Here is a 16,082-nt window from a genome sequence, read left to right on the forward strand (position 1 = left end):
GCGACTGCTTCGTTGCGTAGATGGCACCTTGACCAGATCAAATGTGAGTATGAAGCCGCTGCAAGCGGGGAGCCCTGTCGACCGCATTTCTCTAGGACTTCCCCGCTTTCGGCTAACGACGATGCTCACCTGAATATTTAACCTTAAATTATATTCTGTCAGGGTATTAGGACTTCGTTCCGGTAATTACGTAGATCGGATTCAGACCCTCGAAGCGGGTCATATTCAGAATCGGCTTGCTGCGCGCGGTCTGCAATAAAGTCACCTCAGGGGCAAGGTCTGCCTCCTGCATACTCTTCATAGCATCGTGGAGTGTCTCAATGGTCACTGCGTTCACCACCACGCGTCCGCCGCTCTGCAGCCGCTCACCGCACAGATGAATCAATTCCTTCAGCTCACCACCGCTGCCTCCAATGAAGACTGCATTCGGATCAGGAAGCTCCGACAACCCCTCTGGTGCCTTGGCATGAATTACCGGAAAGTCCGTTCTGAATTTGATCTTGTTCGCTTCGACGTTCTGCAGGTCACCTTCATTCTTCTCAATGGCAAATACCTGCCCATACTTCGCAAGGCGGGCACACTCCACGGCGACGGAGCCAGAGCCTGCCCCGATATCCCAGACTACGCTTCGCTCCGACAAGCGCAGCTCGGACAGACTGAAGACACGGACCTCTCGCTTTGTAATCAGGCCCTTCTCCGGCTTGCGCTGGTGGAATTCCTCGTCCGCAAAGCCGAACCCTACACGGGCCGGAGGTGTGTCCTTCAGTCGTCGCAGCACCACTACGTTCAGTGGTCCGAATTCAGCTTCGGCCATATCCGCAAGTGACCAGTGCGTAAATCGCTCATCAGGTCCGCCCAGATCCTCTCCTACAAAGGCCTCATATTCGTTCATTTCGAAATGAAGCAGATAGGCGGCGAGTGCGGATGGTGTGTTCACGTCATCTGTGAGCAGTGCGATCTTCGCCCGTCCATCCAGTCGCTGAGCCAAACCCTGTATCGGCCGACCATGCAGGCTCTCAAGCTGAGCATCCTGCCAGCTCTCGCCGAGCTTGGCGAACACCAACTGAACGGAGCTGAGATGCGGAAGGATATCCAGACGCTCTCTCCCGAGACGGGAAGACAGATATCCCGCAATTCCGAAAAACAGCGGGTCCCCAGATGCCAGAACAACCGCCGATTGGCCCTCAGCAAGCCCAGTTAGTCGCTCCACGACAGCTGCGAGTCCACCTTTTAACACTACACGCTCTCCCTTAGCCTCAGGAAAAAAAGAAAGCAGACGCTCTCCGCCGACCAATAGATCGGCTTTATGTATCGTATGAATGAGCTCATCCGTCAAGCTGGAGGCTCCACACTCCCCGACCCCGATCACCTTAATCTTGTTCATCATTGCCCCCCACTCTTGTACATCACGGACAGGCAGAGCCGATACCAGGCATTTGCTCTGCCTCTCCTTCATTTTCAACCCACTGGATCTATTTGGTCGCACTGCTGTCGGGATCACTGACGGTTGCCTTACCCAATAAGGTTCCATCCATAGCAACAAGGACCATGCCCACCGTCAGACCACCGCCAACATGCTCCAGACAATGGCGACAGCCATAGCTGCATAGCGTCTCGAAGAAACTGTAGCACTCGGCCTGCACCATCATCTCCGCTACCTGAGAAGCGGTGTTCGCCCCCGCCACAGCCTCCACCAATTCGGGGGATACTCCCGCCTCGCGGGCGGCTTCAGCCAGAAATGCGAAATCCACAGGTGCACTCTTGGAGTGAACCATCATGACGCCTTGGGCTACCTTGGATAGCTTGCCTGGCATCCCGACGAGCGTCGCCTTCTCCATGCCAAGACGCTTGCCGTGCTTGATGGAGAATCCAACGAATTCCCCCATCTGAATGAAGGCCTCCTCTGGCAAATGAGGATACATATCCATTGCATACTTCTCGCTTCTTCCTCCCGTGGTCAGCACAATCTCCTTGCAGCCTGATGCCTGTGCGACAGAGATAGCCTGCACAACACTCGCCATGTATGCGCTGGTAGAGAACGGCACGACAACTCCCCGAGTACCCAGAATGGAGATCCCGCCGAGGATGCCGAGCCGCGCGTTCAAGGTCTTGAGGGCGATTTCCTCACCAGCAGGCACGCTGATGACGACCCTCACGCCGGTCTCCACACCGTACTCGTCCAGTACCTGCTTGACGGCCTCAGTAATCATGCGACGTGGCACGGGATTAATCGCCGCCTCACCCACTGGCACAGGTAGACCGGGCTTCGTCACCCGTCCTACACCAATACCACCGTCCAGCTCAATGCCAGGCTCGTCCCGCCAGCTTACCGTAGCTACGATCTTGGCCAGATGCGTGGCATCCGGGTCATCGCCGCCATCCTTGATCGTGGCACAGGTCGCACTGCCACCCTCCAGCTGCTGGTCGATCAGCTCGAATTGGTGGTCAAAGCCAGCCGGCAGCCAAATGACAGCATGCTGCGGCACCTGGCCTGTGACGAGCAGTTCGGTTGCTCCTTTGGCCGTTGCCGCCGCGCAAGCCCCGGTGGTGAACCCGGAGCGCATCGGCTTGTCCGGTGCAGGTGCCTCTCCATTCTTGGGACGTCTGGGGCGACCTTCGCCGCTCGCTGCTGCTCCCTTCTCCATCGCTATTCCTCCTTTAAGACACAAGGCATGCAGATCTGGATCAACGTACTGCCATGAGGGACAAGGCATTCACTGCCGCGACGACAATAGTACTGCCGCCCTTGCGTCCGATATTCGTAATATATGGAATGTCCAGCTTACGCAGCTCATCCTTGGACTCTGCAGCGGATACGAAGCCTACTGGCATGCCGATAATCAGCCCTGGCTTCGCTTCGCCCTCCTTAACCATACGGATCAGCTCCAGCAGCGCTGTAGGCGCATTACCGATTGCATAGATCCCACCATCCGCACGCTTGATCGCCTTGCGCATTGAGATGATGGCGCGGGTCGTATTGAGTCGCTTCGCCTCTTCAATGACATCCGGGTCAGAAATATATACATTAACGTCCATACCAAAACGGGCAAGACGATCCTTGCTGATACCCGCCTGAATCATTTGTACATCGGCTACCAGTGGCTCTCCTGCCTGAATGGCACGAATCCCTGCGGCAATCGCATCCGGGTGGAACACCATACTCCGTCCCAGCTCAAAATCAGCCGAAGCGTGGATGACCCGCTGTACAACCGGATATTGCTCCTCTGTGAAAGGATGCTCGCCCAGCTCCTCGGTAATCATCTCAAAGCTTTTGCCCTCAATCTCCTGAGGCTGCACCGTTAATGGCTTAAATTCTGTCTTGAAATCCATTTATCCCGCTCCTTTACCCAACTTCGATTGTTGTACACGACTTGCGCGGCAAATTTGAAATATGAAAATTAAGGCTAAAATAGCTCGGACAGTGCAGTTAACACCCCTTCATAATGATCGAATACCGTCCCAAAGTCTACCTCAGGCCGTGCAATTAATACCACATGAATGCCCAGCTCCAACGCCGACTGCACCTTCTCATCCACAGCTCCAGTCTTGCCGCTCTCCTTCGTCACCATGATCGTCGTTCCGAAATGTCGATATAGCGCCTCATTCAGTTCACGCGAGAATGGCCCCTGCATGGCAACAATATTCTTCTGCTCGACTCCTAGCTCAGCACACTTCTCCATGTTGTCCTGGCGAGGGAGCATCCGAATTACCAGTCGAATATCGGGGTCTGACAGCAGTCGCTTCGTGAATACTCCTAATGTCTTGCTGCCCGTAGTCAGCATGACTGAGCCCTTCATGCGGTCTATAACCTCTGCTGCCGCTTCATAGGTAGGAACTACATGCAGCAACGGGTGATTGTCGTATACCAGCCCTGCTCTCTCATAGCGAATATATGGAATCTGCTGCTCCTGCGCAGCTGCTATGGCCTGTCGATGGGCCTCTTCGGCAAAGGGATGACTTGCATCCACGATAACACGTACTCCATGCTCTCTTACCAGTGCCCCCATCTCATCAGCCGTCAGTCTACCCGTCCGTACCGACAAGCCTGCCTCCCTGAGCGTTGTAGCTGCACTATCGGTAACCACGGAAGTCAGCACGTCATATCCGGCAGCCTGAATGCTTAGCGCCAGCTCTCTGGCATCACTCGTGCCACACAGCATAAAGATCATGCCCGATTCCCCCCGGAACCAGACAGCTGCTTCTCCGCCGCATGGTCCTCATGGTGGTGCTCATTATGATCATGCTCATGATCATGGTCGTGACTGTGGTCATGGTGGTCATGATCGTGCCCGTGTGCGTGATGCTCATGACCATGGTGATGATGGTGACTATGGTCGTGGTCGTGGTCGTGGTCATGGTGATGATCGTGATGATGATCGTGGTCGTGGCCGTGATCGTGATCGTGATCATGGTGGTGATGGTGGTGGTGCTCCTGGGCAATCAAACGGAACTGGCAGTTGTCACAGTTGGCCATCACTCGTCCATTCAGCCCCTCATTTGCACGCTCCAGCACCAGCTCCTCCAGCTGTGGATGGAAGCCGAAGTAATCACCCATCTCTACAACGGTATCAGGATTCGCTTCAGCGAATTCCAGCGTCATCTCCTGAATACGCTTGATCAGGACGCCTGTGAACAGGAAGTAAGGCAGTACAATAATCTTCTTGGCACCAAGGCGCAAGCAACGCTCAAGCCCTTCCGGGAAGGACGGCTGCGTCACGCCGATGAAGCTGCTCTCCACCCATTTGTACGGGAGCTTCTCCCACAGCATACGGGTAATTTTATAAAAGTCACTATTCGCATCCGGGTCGCTGCTTCCTCGCCCGAGCACCAGCACGGCGGTATCCTCATCTGCCACATCTGCTACTGCGGTTGACGTCCCGCCAGACAGCTCGTTTCCAGCGGTAAGTACCGCTGCAGCACCTTCCAGACGAGTCTCCAGAATACGCACAATCTTCTCGTGTACCCCAATTGGTCGTCCGTACACGAACTCGACCTCAGGGTATTTGGCTTTCGCCCGGTCGATTGCCATTGGAATATCAATCTTCGCGTGTCCAGCTGCGAACAGAATAATCGGAATCAGTACGACACGGGTCGCCCCCCGATTCACACAAGCCGTGACACCCTCCGCAATGGTAGGGCGAGTCAGCTCCAGGAAGCATGTCTCCACACAGGTATCTGGTACTCTGGCTGCGATCGCCTCCGCAAAGGCGAGTAGCTGCTCATTCCCCTCCGGGTCGCGGCTTCCATGTCCGATCAGTAATATTGTATTCATTCAGTCTTCCCTCTCCTCTCAGGTTGTAGCTCTTAGTAGTTTTTTTGCTTACATTGATCCTTTATAGCTCTTAATCGCCACATACGACGTTCACTTCAACGGTAGCGGGTGCATCCTCATGACGGAACCCGGCCACAACGCCTACACGTTTGAAAAATTTATGGAATCGCTCGTTCGGATGGCCCTTCTCCTTGTATTCCGCGACAACCTGCTCCACGACTGCGGCAATCTGCTCTTCGGTCAGGCCCTCTGCGACAGACTGCGCAGGGTGAGCATTCCGGCCGAATTTCTTACCCCCCAGAAACAGATCATAGCCTCCTTTGCGGTACACTACCCCAATATCCTCCAATACGGCACCGTAGCATGCCATGGCACAGCCATTCACAGCGACACTCGTTGTCTTGGGGGCCTTCAGACCACCTATTACCGCCTGCAAGCGCTCAGCGGTCGGCACGGCATCATTCTTCTCCATATCACAGAAGTCACAGGCCTTCACCTTGAAGACGTCCCCGATCGGAGACACAATGAGACTGGCTGCACGGAGGCTGGCTACCAGCTGCTCAGGCTCGGCACACGGCACACGCAGAATGATCTGATGGTCCGTCGTGTACTCCAGCTCTCCCTCTTCCCCGGCTAGTTCTGCCAACAGGGCCATCTGTCTGGCATTGAACTTCTTGTTGCCGACACCTGGTGCCACGCCTACCTCGAAGATAGGAGCACGTGCTGTCATAGCTGAGCTACGCGTTGCTCCACCCGCAGTGGCTGCTGTAGGAGCCGTTGCCGGAGCTGGCGAGGATGCCAATACTGCCACGCCTCCGGTTGCTGTTGCAGCTGCTGTAGTTGCGGACCCTGCTGTTGCCGTTGCTAAGCCTGCTACAGTCGAGCCCGTATGAGCTTCGAAGCTTCCCGCTACAGCTCCACTATTCGTAGGTTGGCCCCACAATTGCTGAAAGGCAGCCTCCTCGCTCTCTGTGCCAGTAGATCCGGCAGCAAGTCTGCGTAGCGCATCTTCGGCCAGCGCGAGTGAGGAGAGAGCTGGCTGTGCATTATCACCAGTCTGTTCACCAGTCCATCCACCTGTCTGCTGGCTCATCGGCGTAGCTGATGCTGCTGGATTCACAGCTGCCGCACCAGCTACACCAGAGCTGGATACAGGGGTCTCCACATCCTGCGCTCCCGCCGAGCTCTCTGGCTCTGTGCTACTGGACTCCGTTGCACTAAGGGACCATGGCTCAGCCTCCGTCCGCAGACGCTCATGCGGCCGCAATGGCTGTACCTCGGCATCCAGCGTATATTTGCGCTGATAGCCGCGCGGTGTCACGATCAGGCCATCATACTCCATCGTGGAGGAATTGCCGATGATGACCGTCGTCAGCATGCCGATATCATGATTGAGCATATCCTCAAGTGTCGTGACAATGACCTGCTGGCGATCGCGATATGCACTCTTGACCAGTCCCACTGGTGTCTTCGGATCACGGTAACGGAGCAGCATCGCCTGCGTCTCCATGATCTGCCGGGTCCGCCGTCCACTGCGCGGATTATATAGTGCAATTACAAAATCCGCCGAAGCAGCCGCTTCAACTCTGCGAATGATAGTCTCCCATGGCGTCAAGTGATCACTAAGACTAATAGTGCAGGCATCATGCATGACCGGAGCCCCCAGCAATGAAGCACAGGACTGAATAGCCGAAATACCCGGCACGACCTCGACTTCGACGCCTTCTGCTCTTGTCCAGCCTTTCTCAATCAGCACCTCGTAGATCAGTCCGGCCATCCCATAGACGCCGGCGTCTCCACTGGAGATGACCGCTACCTTTTTCCCATTCTCGGCCTGTCTCACCGCTTCCTGGGCACGACTCACCTCTTCCGTCATCCCTGTACGCACAATCTCCTGTTCAGCCGTCAACAGCGGCCGGATCAGATCCACATAGGTGTTATAGCCAATGATGACCTCACTCTCCGCGAGAGCATCCAGTGCCCGCTTGGTGATATGCTCCATATCCCCAGGCCCAAAACCAATCACCAGCAGCTTGCCAAGTGTACTCATTCGTCTCCCCCATTCGATGAATCTCCATCATGTATTGTCAACCTCGACTCTTGTTGAGCCGTTAAGCATTCCCGCAACAGCTTCTTCATGTGCTCCTTGCTCCGAGGTGCAGGCCGTCCTCTCCGGAGTTCCGGCGGAAGCCCGAGCCATAGCTCGATGAGCAATGGCAGCGCAAGTCCTGCCCCTTCAAGCATCTCCTGCTGTGCCAGCACATCCTCCGGGCGCCCCTGCATACGACAGGTGCCCTTCTCTAGCACAATCACCCAATCCGCCCAGCTATACGCCAGATCCATATCATGGGTAGCCATGACTACCGTGGTCCCCGCAGCATGTACCTCAGCTAGTCCCTGCAGCATCATTTGCTCGGAATGGGGGTCCAGATAGGACGTAGGCTCATCCAGCAGCAGCACTTCTGGCCTTACAGCTAGGATTCCGGCAAGTGCCGTTCGCTTCTTCTGCCCCAGGCTCAGATGATGGACAGGTACCTCAGCAAGCTCTTGCAGCCTTAGCAGCTCAAGCACCTGTCTGGTTCGATCACCAATCTCCACCTCATCCAGCCCCAGGTTGCGCAATCCGAAGGCGATATCCGCCAGCGGCGTGTTCATAATAATCTGCTGCTCGGGGTCCTGAAGCACCAGCCCGATCCGTTGTCGCAGTGCTGCAAGCTGCTTCCTGCTGTAGCCAAGCCTCGCTCCAGCTAATTCCACGCTACCTTCAGAGGGCTGTACCAAGCCCACCGCGTGCAGAAGCATAGTAGACTTGCCAGAGCCATTGTGCCCGATGATGGCAGTTCGGCTTCCTTGCGGAATCACTACCGACAGGTCCGATAATGCCGGAAGCCGGGTGTACGGATAGAGATAGGAGACCCCGTTCCATTCCAATATGAATTTCATGCTAAGACCACCTATAATCATGACTTGATCCACGGACCGGATTCACGAACTTGATTCACGGACTGGATCAGGTTGCACCTTTGACTGGATCGTCCGTGAGTGTAGGTCACTGCAAGTGGGGAGCCCCGTCGACCACTGCTAAGGCACCAGGCCCAATGTGTACCATAGCTCCAGCACAGCAAGAATAACCACGCCTGCCCAACCCTCCATACGATACCTGAGCGGCATAGGGTACGTGGCAGGCAGGTATAGCAGCAGCGTGCCGTCATATCCCCGCACAGCCAGTCCTTGCTCCAGTCCTCTGTATCGTCCCATCGTCTTCATGAACAATTGTCCCGCCATCGCAGAGGCATCCCTGATCATGGCACGGGCCCCACCTTTTCCCCCACGCAGTCGCCGTGAACGCATGAGGCCTGAGGCCGTGTCGGACAGAAAAAATAAAAAGCGGTACATAATGAGCATCAGCTCTGTAACAATGGCCGGCAGCTTCATTCGTGCCATTACGCCGAGCAGTTCGGCGAATGGGGTAGTCAGGATCAGGAACATCAGGCAGGCAGTGCAGGCTCCTATTCGAACTCCTAGCTGCAACGCCCGCTGAATATGCTCTGGTGTCATGTAGATAGACCATGTGCCCCTCGCCAGGAGGATTATCCCGTGATCTTCAGGCGAGCCCAGCTCCAGCAGCAACGGAGGCAGGCTCACGAGATAGAATAGGAATACACTCCCGCTCAGGACGGCATAGAGCTTCCACGGCACCGCCGCATATCCGACCGTCCAGACGACCAGCCAGCCCCATAAGATAGCCTGTACCCACGGATGCGTCACGTAGGCTAGCAGGAGCAGCGCTACAGCGAAGCCGCATTTCCATACGGGCGAATACTTGCGAAAGCGACTGCCATACGAGACCGAATCAATGGTTCTTAGCATGAGACTGGGAGGAATGCATCACGCTGCTATTCGGTTGTTCATCTCTAGTCTCAGTCGATAGCGAGGCATCGGAGGCGCTAGATACACTAGATGGATTAGATAGATTATTGGCCCGCTGCTCTCTACGCCCTCGCATGAGACCGAGTACGTAGCCGATTAGCCCTGCACCCAGTGCGGCTTGAAGCGCGAACAGCATACTTTCCGTCTCGCCGGGAGGCTCCAGCAGCGGCTGGAACCAAGGCTCATACTCCGGACGAATGTCCTGAATGACAGCCTCTGCCGCCCCATCCGCTCCGCCAAAATTCCCCTGCACCAGCAATAGTGGCAGAGCCGCCAGTAAAATGACCGCCACCAAGATCCAGACCACTTGACCTCTACTCATCATATTTGGCGCGCTCCTCTCTCATGACGGCTCAGGATGGATAGCTCATGAGGACTGTAGGACTTCAACCAGTTCCATAGCAGCACAGTCAACAAGCCCTCGGTTATTGCAAGCGGAATCTGGGTAATGGCGAATACGCCGCCGAACTTCGCAAGGGATGCCAGTACCCCACCTTGAGCGGAAGGGAAGGCTAGTGCGAGCTGCAAGGAAGTAACAAGATATGTAGTCATATCCGCTACTGCCGCCGCTGAAAATACAGCGATGTTCTCCCTGCTCTTTCCCTTCATCAGGAGCTTGTACACGGCATAGCCTGCAAACGGTCCAGCTACCGCCATGGAGAAGGCATTGGCCCCCAGCGTTGTGAGTCCCCCATGTGCCAGCAGGACAGCCTGAAAGAGCAGAACGATCGAGCCAATTACACTCATCGGTAGCGGTCCCAGTATAATCGCCCCAAGCCCTGTCCCTGTCGGATGAGAGCTACTGCCCGTGACAGATGGAAGCTTCAAGGCTGACAATACAAAGGTAAATGCCCCGGCCAGCCCCATCATCAGCTTCAGCTCGGGATGCTCACGCGTAATGCGGATGAGCCTACGCACACCAAGAGCAAAGAACGGAATAAATAATAGCCACCAGAACACAGCCCACCCGAGTGGCAGGAAGCCCTCCATAATATGCATCGCGTACACTTCCTGTGGAGAGGCCAGTAGGAAATACAAGGTAAAGCCAAGCACCAGAACAGCAAAAGCCATCGATCGACGTCGTGTGGACACACTCTTTCCTCCATTCAATGAAATACCTGCTATCGGCAGTTTGCATAATCGTACTGTGGATGATAGTCGCTCGATGGTTGTATGCAAAATGCTCACTATATGTGCTTAGTCTGGTTGTATGTCGTCAGGCGCTCCCTCTCACAGGCGGAAGAATCCATTAAAAAAGACCCTGATCCTGTTCGGATCGGGTCTCAAATATGTACTCAAATAACAACGAGAAGCACAGCCACCCCTTCACTACTTGCAAGGCACACCTGTCCCAGGCTGCGCCGCATAGTCTGCCGTCAACCTGAACACGATGGATTCAGCAAGCCTGTGTGAGCTTTAGCCGGTCACTCCTCAATTGATTCGGTACACCTTGCTCCTCTCCGCGAAGGACTACGGTGAAATAGACTGGGTAGGTCTCCTGGCTAAGGCTCGTTGGTCTGCTTCGTCTTCCCCGTGTAGTAGTACTCGAGTGACGTGATGAAGTAGACCTCCCCTTTACAGTGGCGGGACCGCTCGGGATTTGCACCCGATTCCCTGTTACCCTTTGTGTGAAGCAAAGGCACCCAGTCTGTGGCTGTATATGATTATGCTGTATATGAATACACTCTATATGATTATGCTCTCTATGATACCCTCGCCCCGTCACCAGCGCAAGACAAAAACAGTCCCGCATAGGCTTGCTTCAGTCAGGCGAGATTGGCTTGGCTCAGGACACGTCTGAACTCCTTCTTAAGCGCCGTTGCCCTTCCAGCCACGAGCATGTGCCATATTTCTGATCAATAGTATATGTAGTAGAGGTGCCCATCGCTTGCTGGACATCCTCCAAGGGTGTCTCAAAGGGGAACGGTATCCGTCCCTCTAGTACAAAGGCTTGAAAGGTCTTGCCTAGCTCTCTGTTCATGCTTCTCCTTCTGGTGCCTTGATGTTCCATTTGGTCCCGAGCGTGTGCGGCGTGTAGGCCTGCAATTGTCCGATTAATTCCTCAGCCTGCTCCGCGGCCCGAATCAGATTCTGATGCGTCTCCCCGGCGAAGCCTTCCCGTACGCTATGGCGAATCAGCTCTACCAGAGGATCATAGTAGCCGTTCACGTTCAGCAGTCCAATCGGCTTCGTATGGATACCAATCTGGGCCCAGCATAGCACCTCGAACAGCTCCTCGAAGGTTCCAAGACCACCGGGCAAGGCAATGAAGCCATCCGCCAGTCGGTTCATGGTGGCCTTGCGCTCATGCATGTCTGCTACCTCGACCAGCTCCGTCAAGCCGGTATGTACAATCTCACCGCGAAATAGCCCTGTAGGCATAATTCCCGTCACCTGTCCGCCGTGCTCCAATACTGCATCTGCTACAGCTCCCATTAATCCGTAGCTGGAGCCGCCGTAGACAAGGCGAATTCCTTGCTTCGCGAGTGCTGTGCCCAGCGCAACAGCCTGCTCCCGGTAAGCCGCAGATCGTCCGTCATTCGACCCTGCAAATACACAAATGGATTGCAATAATATCAGCTCCTGTCCGCAAAATAACGTCCCAGCTCCACCATCATGCTGCCCATCCGTTCTTCCTCAGGTACAACCCGTGGCTCAACGCCTTCCTCTCTCATCGCCTGTGCTGTCACCTTGCCTATGGCTACGGCTACCACTTTGTCACGAAAAGCCTCCAGCATCTCATCGAACTGCCCCTTCTCACGGGCATATGCTGCGAGGAAATGAATCTGCGGACGACTGGTGAACGTGACTGCATCCAACTCGCGAGTAACGATACTATGCAGCAGCTTCTCCAGATGCTCCTCCTGCGGCGGAATATGCTTGTAAGGAAGGACTTGCGTGACCTCCGCTCCTTCCTCTGTCAGCCATGCGAGCAGCTCTGGAGCAGACTCGCCATGAAGCTGGAGGATAGCACGTTGTCCCTGAAGCTGAAGCTGTGTCTCGCCAAAGGAACGAATCAGTCCGGTTGTACTGCCGTCGTCGTCCCGTACAATAGGGGTAAGACCTTTCTTCTTCAGCGCGTTCACGGTCTTGTAGCCGCGAGCGGCAATATTGGAGTCCTGCAATACCGCCAAGAGGCGCTCCGAGACGCCTATCTCTTCAGCCACACTGAAGATGGCGTCGAGTCCCATACCTGTCGTCAGAATCACCCATTCCGGTGGAGCCGCAAGCCATTGCTCCAAGGATTTGCGCAGCTCCGCATCATCCAGAAACACCGTTCCCTGTGCTGGAAGCAGCCAGGCGGTACCTCCCATTTTCTCTACCAATGTTGCCATTTCTGCTGATTTGCGCGGACCCGCCAGGGCTACGATTTTTCCTGCCATACGTTGTGCCACCGTGCCAACCTCCCAATCCTTCAATTCATCTTATCTTGCTTCTGTTCAGATCATTCCGCTTTCATCATCGTTTCAGGGCTCTAGCTCGCAATAATTATTCTAATCTGGTACAAGTATACAATTCGAACAGACAAAGCGGAATACCGCGATGAAATGTTCTTTAGCAGTCGATAACCGTGTTCGTTACTCAATATTATGCAATACGCCAGAATTGACCACATTTTGGAAAACGATGTATAATCAATGCGATAGATGGAATACATTTACTTTTTTAAAGTGAGTAAAATCATTAGGTTATCTTCACATGATACAAGGGAGGATACAGTAGTGAAATCGAAAGTAACCATACGCGATCAGTTGGAGCATTATATAAAATCAAATACACTTTCCATTAGTCAGTTCTCACAGCGCTCTGGCATCAATTCAGGAACAATTAGCAGTATATTGAATGGAACCCGACCGATCTCCATGCAGCATCTGGATGGAATTACATCGGGTATGGCTTTGCCAGAAGGACATTTCTACGAACTATACATAGATGAATTCATTGCTGGTGCTACTCCAGATTGGCGAAGGCTGCGCCCGTTTCTGGGCCGCTGCGCGGAGCTCGGGAAGCTCGACTGTATTACCAAGGTGACGAACGAGATTATGGATAATCTCTCATACACTCCTATGCTATTCGATCTGGCTGAACAGTGGTTCGGAGAGGATAACAAGGCCGCAGCAATGGTGCTCTACCAGTGCGTGGCGGAGAGCGAGAAAATGCAGCACTCTGAGCGGCTGGCTCTGTGTCACTACCGTATGTTTATTATTTCGCTTGGTCAGGATCTGGACGCCAACCTTAGAGCTGCCATTCGATTTGAAGGTTATGTCAATTATCTCGACGAGTCAGATCAGTTGGATGCACTTCTTAAGTTAGCGTATACCTATTGTGCCCTACGACGGTGGAATACGGTCGATGAATTAGCTCAATAACTTTACAAGATTGGAATAAGTGAATATAGGTTACGCATAGGAGAAAAGCGTTCGAATACAATAGAAAAAAGCCCAGAAAGACCATTATGTTCTTATCCGCTGTACGCCTTACTTCTTCGCTCAGCCGTATATGAAGAGAAGGGGGATTACGAGGAAGCTCTTCGCTATGTCCAGTTGTACTCCAGCCCGGATTGGTTGAGAGAGAATACCGAAGAATCCAGACGAACGATAGAGCAATTTCAGGAATGGGGAGTTGCAAACACAATGCTATACCGCCTCATGTCCGGTCATTTTGACATTTTGCCAGATTACCTAACATATATTTCATCTCGGGAAGATGAGATCTTTACGGCAATTTTCAATATTGTAGTAGTCGCTAACCGCTACAACTACAATATTGACCCGATTCTAGAGCGTTTCTCTTCCTATGTATCAATAAGACGCAATAAAAACAAAATTGCCGAGTACGACCAGCAGATTATAGGCGAGCAGTATGCTTTCTTGTTGAATGAATTAGCAAAATACCACTTATCTAATAATAGAAAATCGGGAATACAATATATCCTGAAAGCACTACATTATTCTCTTAAAATTAATAGTGAAAAAAACATTATTAAGTGCTTAGTCTTGTTTGAGAAGCATAGAGTAAAGGCTACACCCTTGGAAAAGAATGAATTCAATATTCTAACAAGCGAGGTGCAAGTAGAGTGAGAAAAATTCACAAGCTTTTTATAGTATTTACACTAGTAACTATGGTCACCTTACCTATTACTGGACTTCCTACAGAGTCTACGCCCCCCTTAGCTCTTACGGTCTCAATTAACGGACATGGTCTCGGTGGTTAATTCTATTTTTAAATTATATGTATTCAAAAGAACACAAGTCTCAGCGTAATAAAACTACTCTACATCCTCAGGGTGATCTGTTTTCCAACTACAAGATCATCCTGGGGATGTATTTGTCATCCCATTAAGATATTATCCCTCTCATAATTGAACAGAGGGCTAATTTTATTCCCAGTGATTAGCAAATTCTCTGAAAAAAATCAGAAAATTACTATTCACTAAAATTTAAAAATACTACTCATACGACTACTTCTTAAAACATCCCCATTCATACTTCCGCAAATGTGTTCTAACAGTTCCCGCTAATAATCTCAATTTACTGCAATACATTTCACCAACAAAAATTTGGCAATAAAAGCTAATATATAGAATATGGAGGTGATTAATGTAAAAAAACAAAACTGTATCAACTAGATATTACAACAGTACTCATAAAAACACTTCCTAGATAATACATAAAGAAAGCTTGGTTCCTTAATCCAATGATTTTCTAAAGGAGAGCGATTTTTATGAAAAAAACTGCCTACACGATTCTAACTGCTGCATTATTAGCCACTACTGCCTCCATACCCGTCTCGGCAAATGAGTCCGGCTCACATGTAATTACGCCCCAGATATCCACAGAAAGTAGCATTTCTTTGGAACCAGGAAATATATCTGATGGCGTTACAGTTAGTGAAGTAAAAACTTTCGATGAAATTGTTAAGGAAATATCCGACGATATGGATATTTCAATGAATGAAGCTATAACTTTACTCAAAGAAAGTAGTGGAAACTCCTCCAAAAGTGATGCTCAGTTAGCTGCCACAACGTACAGGACATTCAGTAAATATCTTGATGTAAGCTCATATTACAAGCCTCAATTGAAGTTTTATTGTCAAACTACCGAAGGTGGCGGAAGTTTTAGAGGGATTGTACAAATTCTCACTTATCAACTTCTCAGAGAGCACAATGGTACTACCAAGCAATTTAGCGGCACACTTTACACTAATCTGGAGCATGCCAATAAAATACACTGGATTGTAAACGGTGATTTCTTCAATTATGGAACAACAACAGTCTCCGGTGGCGGTGCAGTTGGATTAAAAGGTTTTGGAGAGATGAATTTCACTATTACTAATGAAGCTAATCATTTCAGATACCATTACGAGGAAGGGGATTTCTTATACTAAAAAGAATGGCTTAAAAGTAAACATTAGCGAAACGAGCCTTTTGAATCTGCAAGGCTCGTTTCTCGTTTACTTGAATTAATAGATATTTCGAATCCACTCATTCCAGATGTTTACAATTATTGTTTTTATGGTATTCTAAAATTTGTAAATAGATAGGAGGGATATTATTGAATAAAAAATTATGGGCAAGCCTTGTGATAGGGATAATCATCATTTTAGTACCCGTGTTCTTAACAGGAGATTGGTACAACCCAGGCAAGATTGTTAACACTACTATTATAGCTGCTGAGTTTTTAGGCAGAACAATTGCTTGGATCATCGGTCTACTTGTCATATACCACGGTATTACACGTTCCAAATAATGCTCCCTTCAACGGAACATAGTTCACCAAATCATCTCAATTACTTTACTTATAGAGCTTTCTAAGATCAGGGTCAGTATCTCAACAACAGTCAACGGTGTGTAGTCCCCACTTACTAAGTAAAAACACCT

The 16,082-nt window shown here is 51.6% G+C and carries 16 protein-coding genes, 1 pseudogene and 1 riboswitch; of the genes and pseudogenes, 4 read left to right on the plus strand and 13 right to left on the minus strand.

The window, feature by feature from the left end; all coding sequences use genetic code 11:
• Window positions 1–166: 166 nt before the first annotated feature.
• The 13 genes and pseudogenes from K331_RS0107485 to K331_RS0107545 all read right to left on the minus strand — a co-directional run bounded on the left by K331_RS0107485 (window position 167) and on the right by K331_RS0107545 (window position 12,597).
• Window positions 167–1,387, minus strand: a complete 1,221-nt coding sequence (locus tag K331_RS0107485) for a bifunctional cobalt-precorrin-7 (C(5))-methyltransferase/cobalt-precorrin-6B (C(15))-methyltransferase (protein ID WP_028589796.1) — start codon at window positions 1,385–1,387, stop codon at window positions 167–169.
• An 85-nt stretch (window positions 1,388–1,472) separates the two neighbouring features.
• Window positions 1,473–2,645 (minus strand): cobalt-precorrin-5B (C(1))-methyltransferase, encoded by a 1,173-nt coding sequence (locus tag K331_RS0107490; RefSeq protein ID WP_028589797.1) that lies wholly within the window; start codon window positions 2,643–2,645, stop codon window positions 1,473–1,475.
• A 40-nt stretch (window positions 2,646–2,685) separates the two neighbouring features.
• Window positions 2,686–3,330, minus strand: coding sequence for a precorrin-8X methylmutase (locus K331_RS0107495; protein ID WP_028589798.1), 645 nt, complete (start codon window positions 3,328–3,330; stop codon window positions 2,686–2,688).
• Between the two features lie 74 nt (window positions 3,331–3,404).
• Entirely contained in the window at window positions 3,405–4,169 is a 765-nt protein-coding gene (cobK, locus tag K331_RS0107500) for a precorrin-6A reductase (protein WP_028589799.1), read from the minus strand.
• Window positions 4,166–5,272, minus strand: coding sequence for a sirohydrochlorin chelatase (locus K331_RS0107505; RefSeq protein ID WP_028589800.1), 1,107 nt, complete (start codon window positions 5,270–5,272; stop codon window positions 4,166–4,168). Before K331_RS0107505 ends, cobK begins: the two co-directional genes overlap by 4 nt.
• 70 nt (window positions 5,273–5,342) lie before the next feature.
• The gene (gene cobJ, locus K331_RS0107510; RefSeq protein ID WP_028589801.1) at window positions 5,343–7,322 is read right to left on the minus strand and encodes a precorrin-3B C(17)-methyltransferase; all 1,980 of its coding nucleotides are present in this window, start codon (window positions 7,320–7,322) and stop codon (window positions 5,343–5,345) included.
• Window positions 7,319–8,215 carry an energy-coupling factor ABC transporter ATP-binding protein gene (locus K331_RS0107515; protein ID WP_028589802.1) on the minus strand — a complete coding sequence of 299 codons (897 nt, stop codon included), beginning with the start codon at window positions 8,213–8,215 and terminating at the stop codon, window positions 7,319–7,321. Before K331_RS0107515 ends, cobJ begins: the two co-directional genes overlap by 4 nt.
• Window positions 8,216–8,353: 138 nt before the next feature.
• Window positions 8,354–9,142: a cobalt ECF transporter T component CbiQ gene (gene cbiQ / locus K331_RS0107520; protein ID WP_028589803.1), complete on the minus strand. Its 789-nt coding sequence runs from the start codon at window positions 9,140–9,142 to the stop codon at window positions 8,354–8,356.
• A gap of 118 nt (window positions 9,143–9,260) precedes the next feature.
• Window positions 9,261–9,524 (minus strand): annotated as a pseudogene (locus K331_RS29090) (energy-coupling factor ABC transporter substrate-binding protein); the annotation flags it as partial.
• Window positions 9,524–10,273 (minus strand): energy-coupling factor ABC transporter permease, encoded by a 750-nt coding sequence (locus tag K331_RS0107530; RefSeq protein ID WP_036634383.1) that lies wholly within the window; start codon window positions 10,271–10,273, stop codon window positions 9,524–9,526. The gene K331_RS0107530 and the pseudogene K331_RS29090, both read right to left, overlap by 1 nt.
• 400 nt (window positions 10,274–10,673) lie before the next feature.
• A riboswitch (cobalamin riboswitch) is annotated at window positions 10,674–10,864 on the minus strand.
• Window positions 10,865–10,988: 124 nt separating this feature from the next.
• Window positions 10,989–11,183 (minus strand): hypothetical protein, encoded by a 195-nt coding sequence (locus K331_RS0107535; protein ID WP_028589805.1) that lies wholly within the window; start codon window positions 11,181–11,183, stop codon window positions 10,989–10,991.
• Window positions 11,180–11,773: an LOG family protein gene (locus tag K331_RS0107540; protein WP_028589806.1), complete on the minus strand. Its 594-nt coding sequence runs from the start codon at window positions 11,771–11,773 to the stop codon at window positions 11,180–11,182. The genes K331_RS0107535 and K331_RS0107540 overlap by 4 nt, the downstream gene beginning before the upstream one ends.
• 5 nt (window positions 11,774–11,778) lie before the next feature.
• Window positions 11,779–12,597 (minus strand): uroporphyrinogen-III synthase, encoded by an 819-nt coding sequence (locus K331_RS0107545; protein WP_028589807.1) that lies wholly within the window; start codon window positions 12,595–12,597, stop codon window positions 11,779–11,781.
• 327 nt (window positions 12,598–12,924) lie between these two features.
• On the opposite strand from K331_RS0107545, the gene K331_RS32615 reads away from it, so the two are divergent.
• The 4 genes from K331_RS32615 (at window position 12,925) to K331_RS0107560 (ending at window position 15,951) form a co-directional block, all read left to right on the plus strand.
• Complete coding sequence (locus K331_RS32615) at window positions 12,925–13,572, plus strand: helix-turn-helix domain-containing protein (RefSeq protein WP_226383548.1); 648 nt, start codon at window positions 12,925–12,927, stop codon at window positions 13,570–13,572.
• A gap of 264 nt (window positions 13,573–13,836) precedes the next feature.
• A complete protein-coding gene (locus K331_RS32620; RefSeq protein WP_226383549.1) occupies window positions 13,837–14,283 on the plus strand; it encodes a hypothetical protein in 447 nt (148 codons plus the stop codon).
• A gap of 643 nt (window positions 14,284–14,926) precedes the next feature.
• Window positions 14,927–15,589 carry a hypothetical protein gene (locus K331_RS0107555; RefSeq protein ID WP_051289706.1) on the plus strand — a complete coding sequence of 221 codons (663 nt, stop codon included), beginning with the start codon at window positions 14,927–14,929 and terminating at the stop codon, window positions 15,587–15,589.
• 167 nt (window positions 15,590–15,756) lie between these two features.
• Window positions 15,757–15,951 carry a hypothetical protein gene (locus K331_RS0107560; RefSeq protein ID WP_028589809.1) on the plus strand — a complete coding sequence of 65 codons (195 nt, stop codon included), beginning with the start codon at window positions 15,757–15,759 and terminating at the stop codon, window positions 15,949–15,951.
• Window positions 15,952–16,082 lie beyond the last annotated feature (131 nt).

This window comes from Paenibacillus massiliensis subsp. panacisoli DSM 21345, assembly GCF_000426545.1.
Classification (GTDB): domain Bacteria; phylum Bacillota; class Bacilli; order Paenibacillales; family Paenibacillaceae; genus Paenibacillus; species Paenibacillus panacisoli.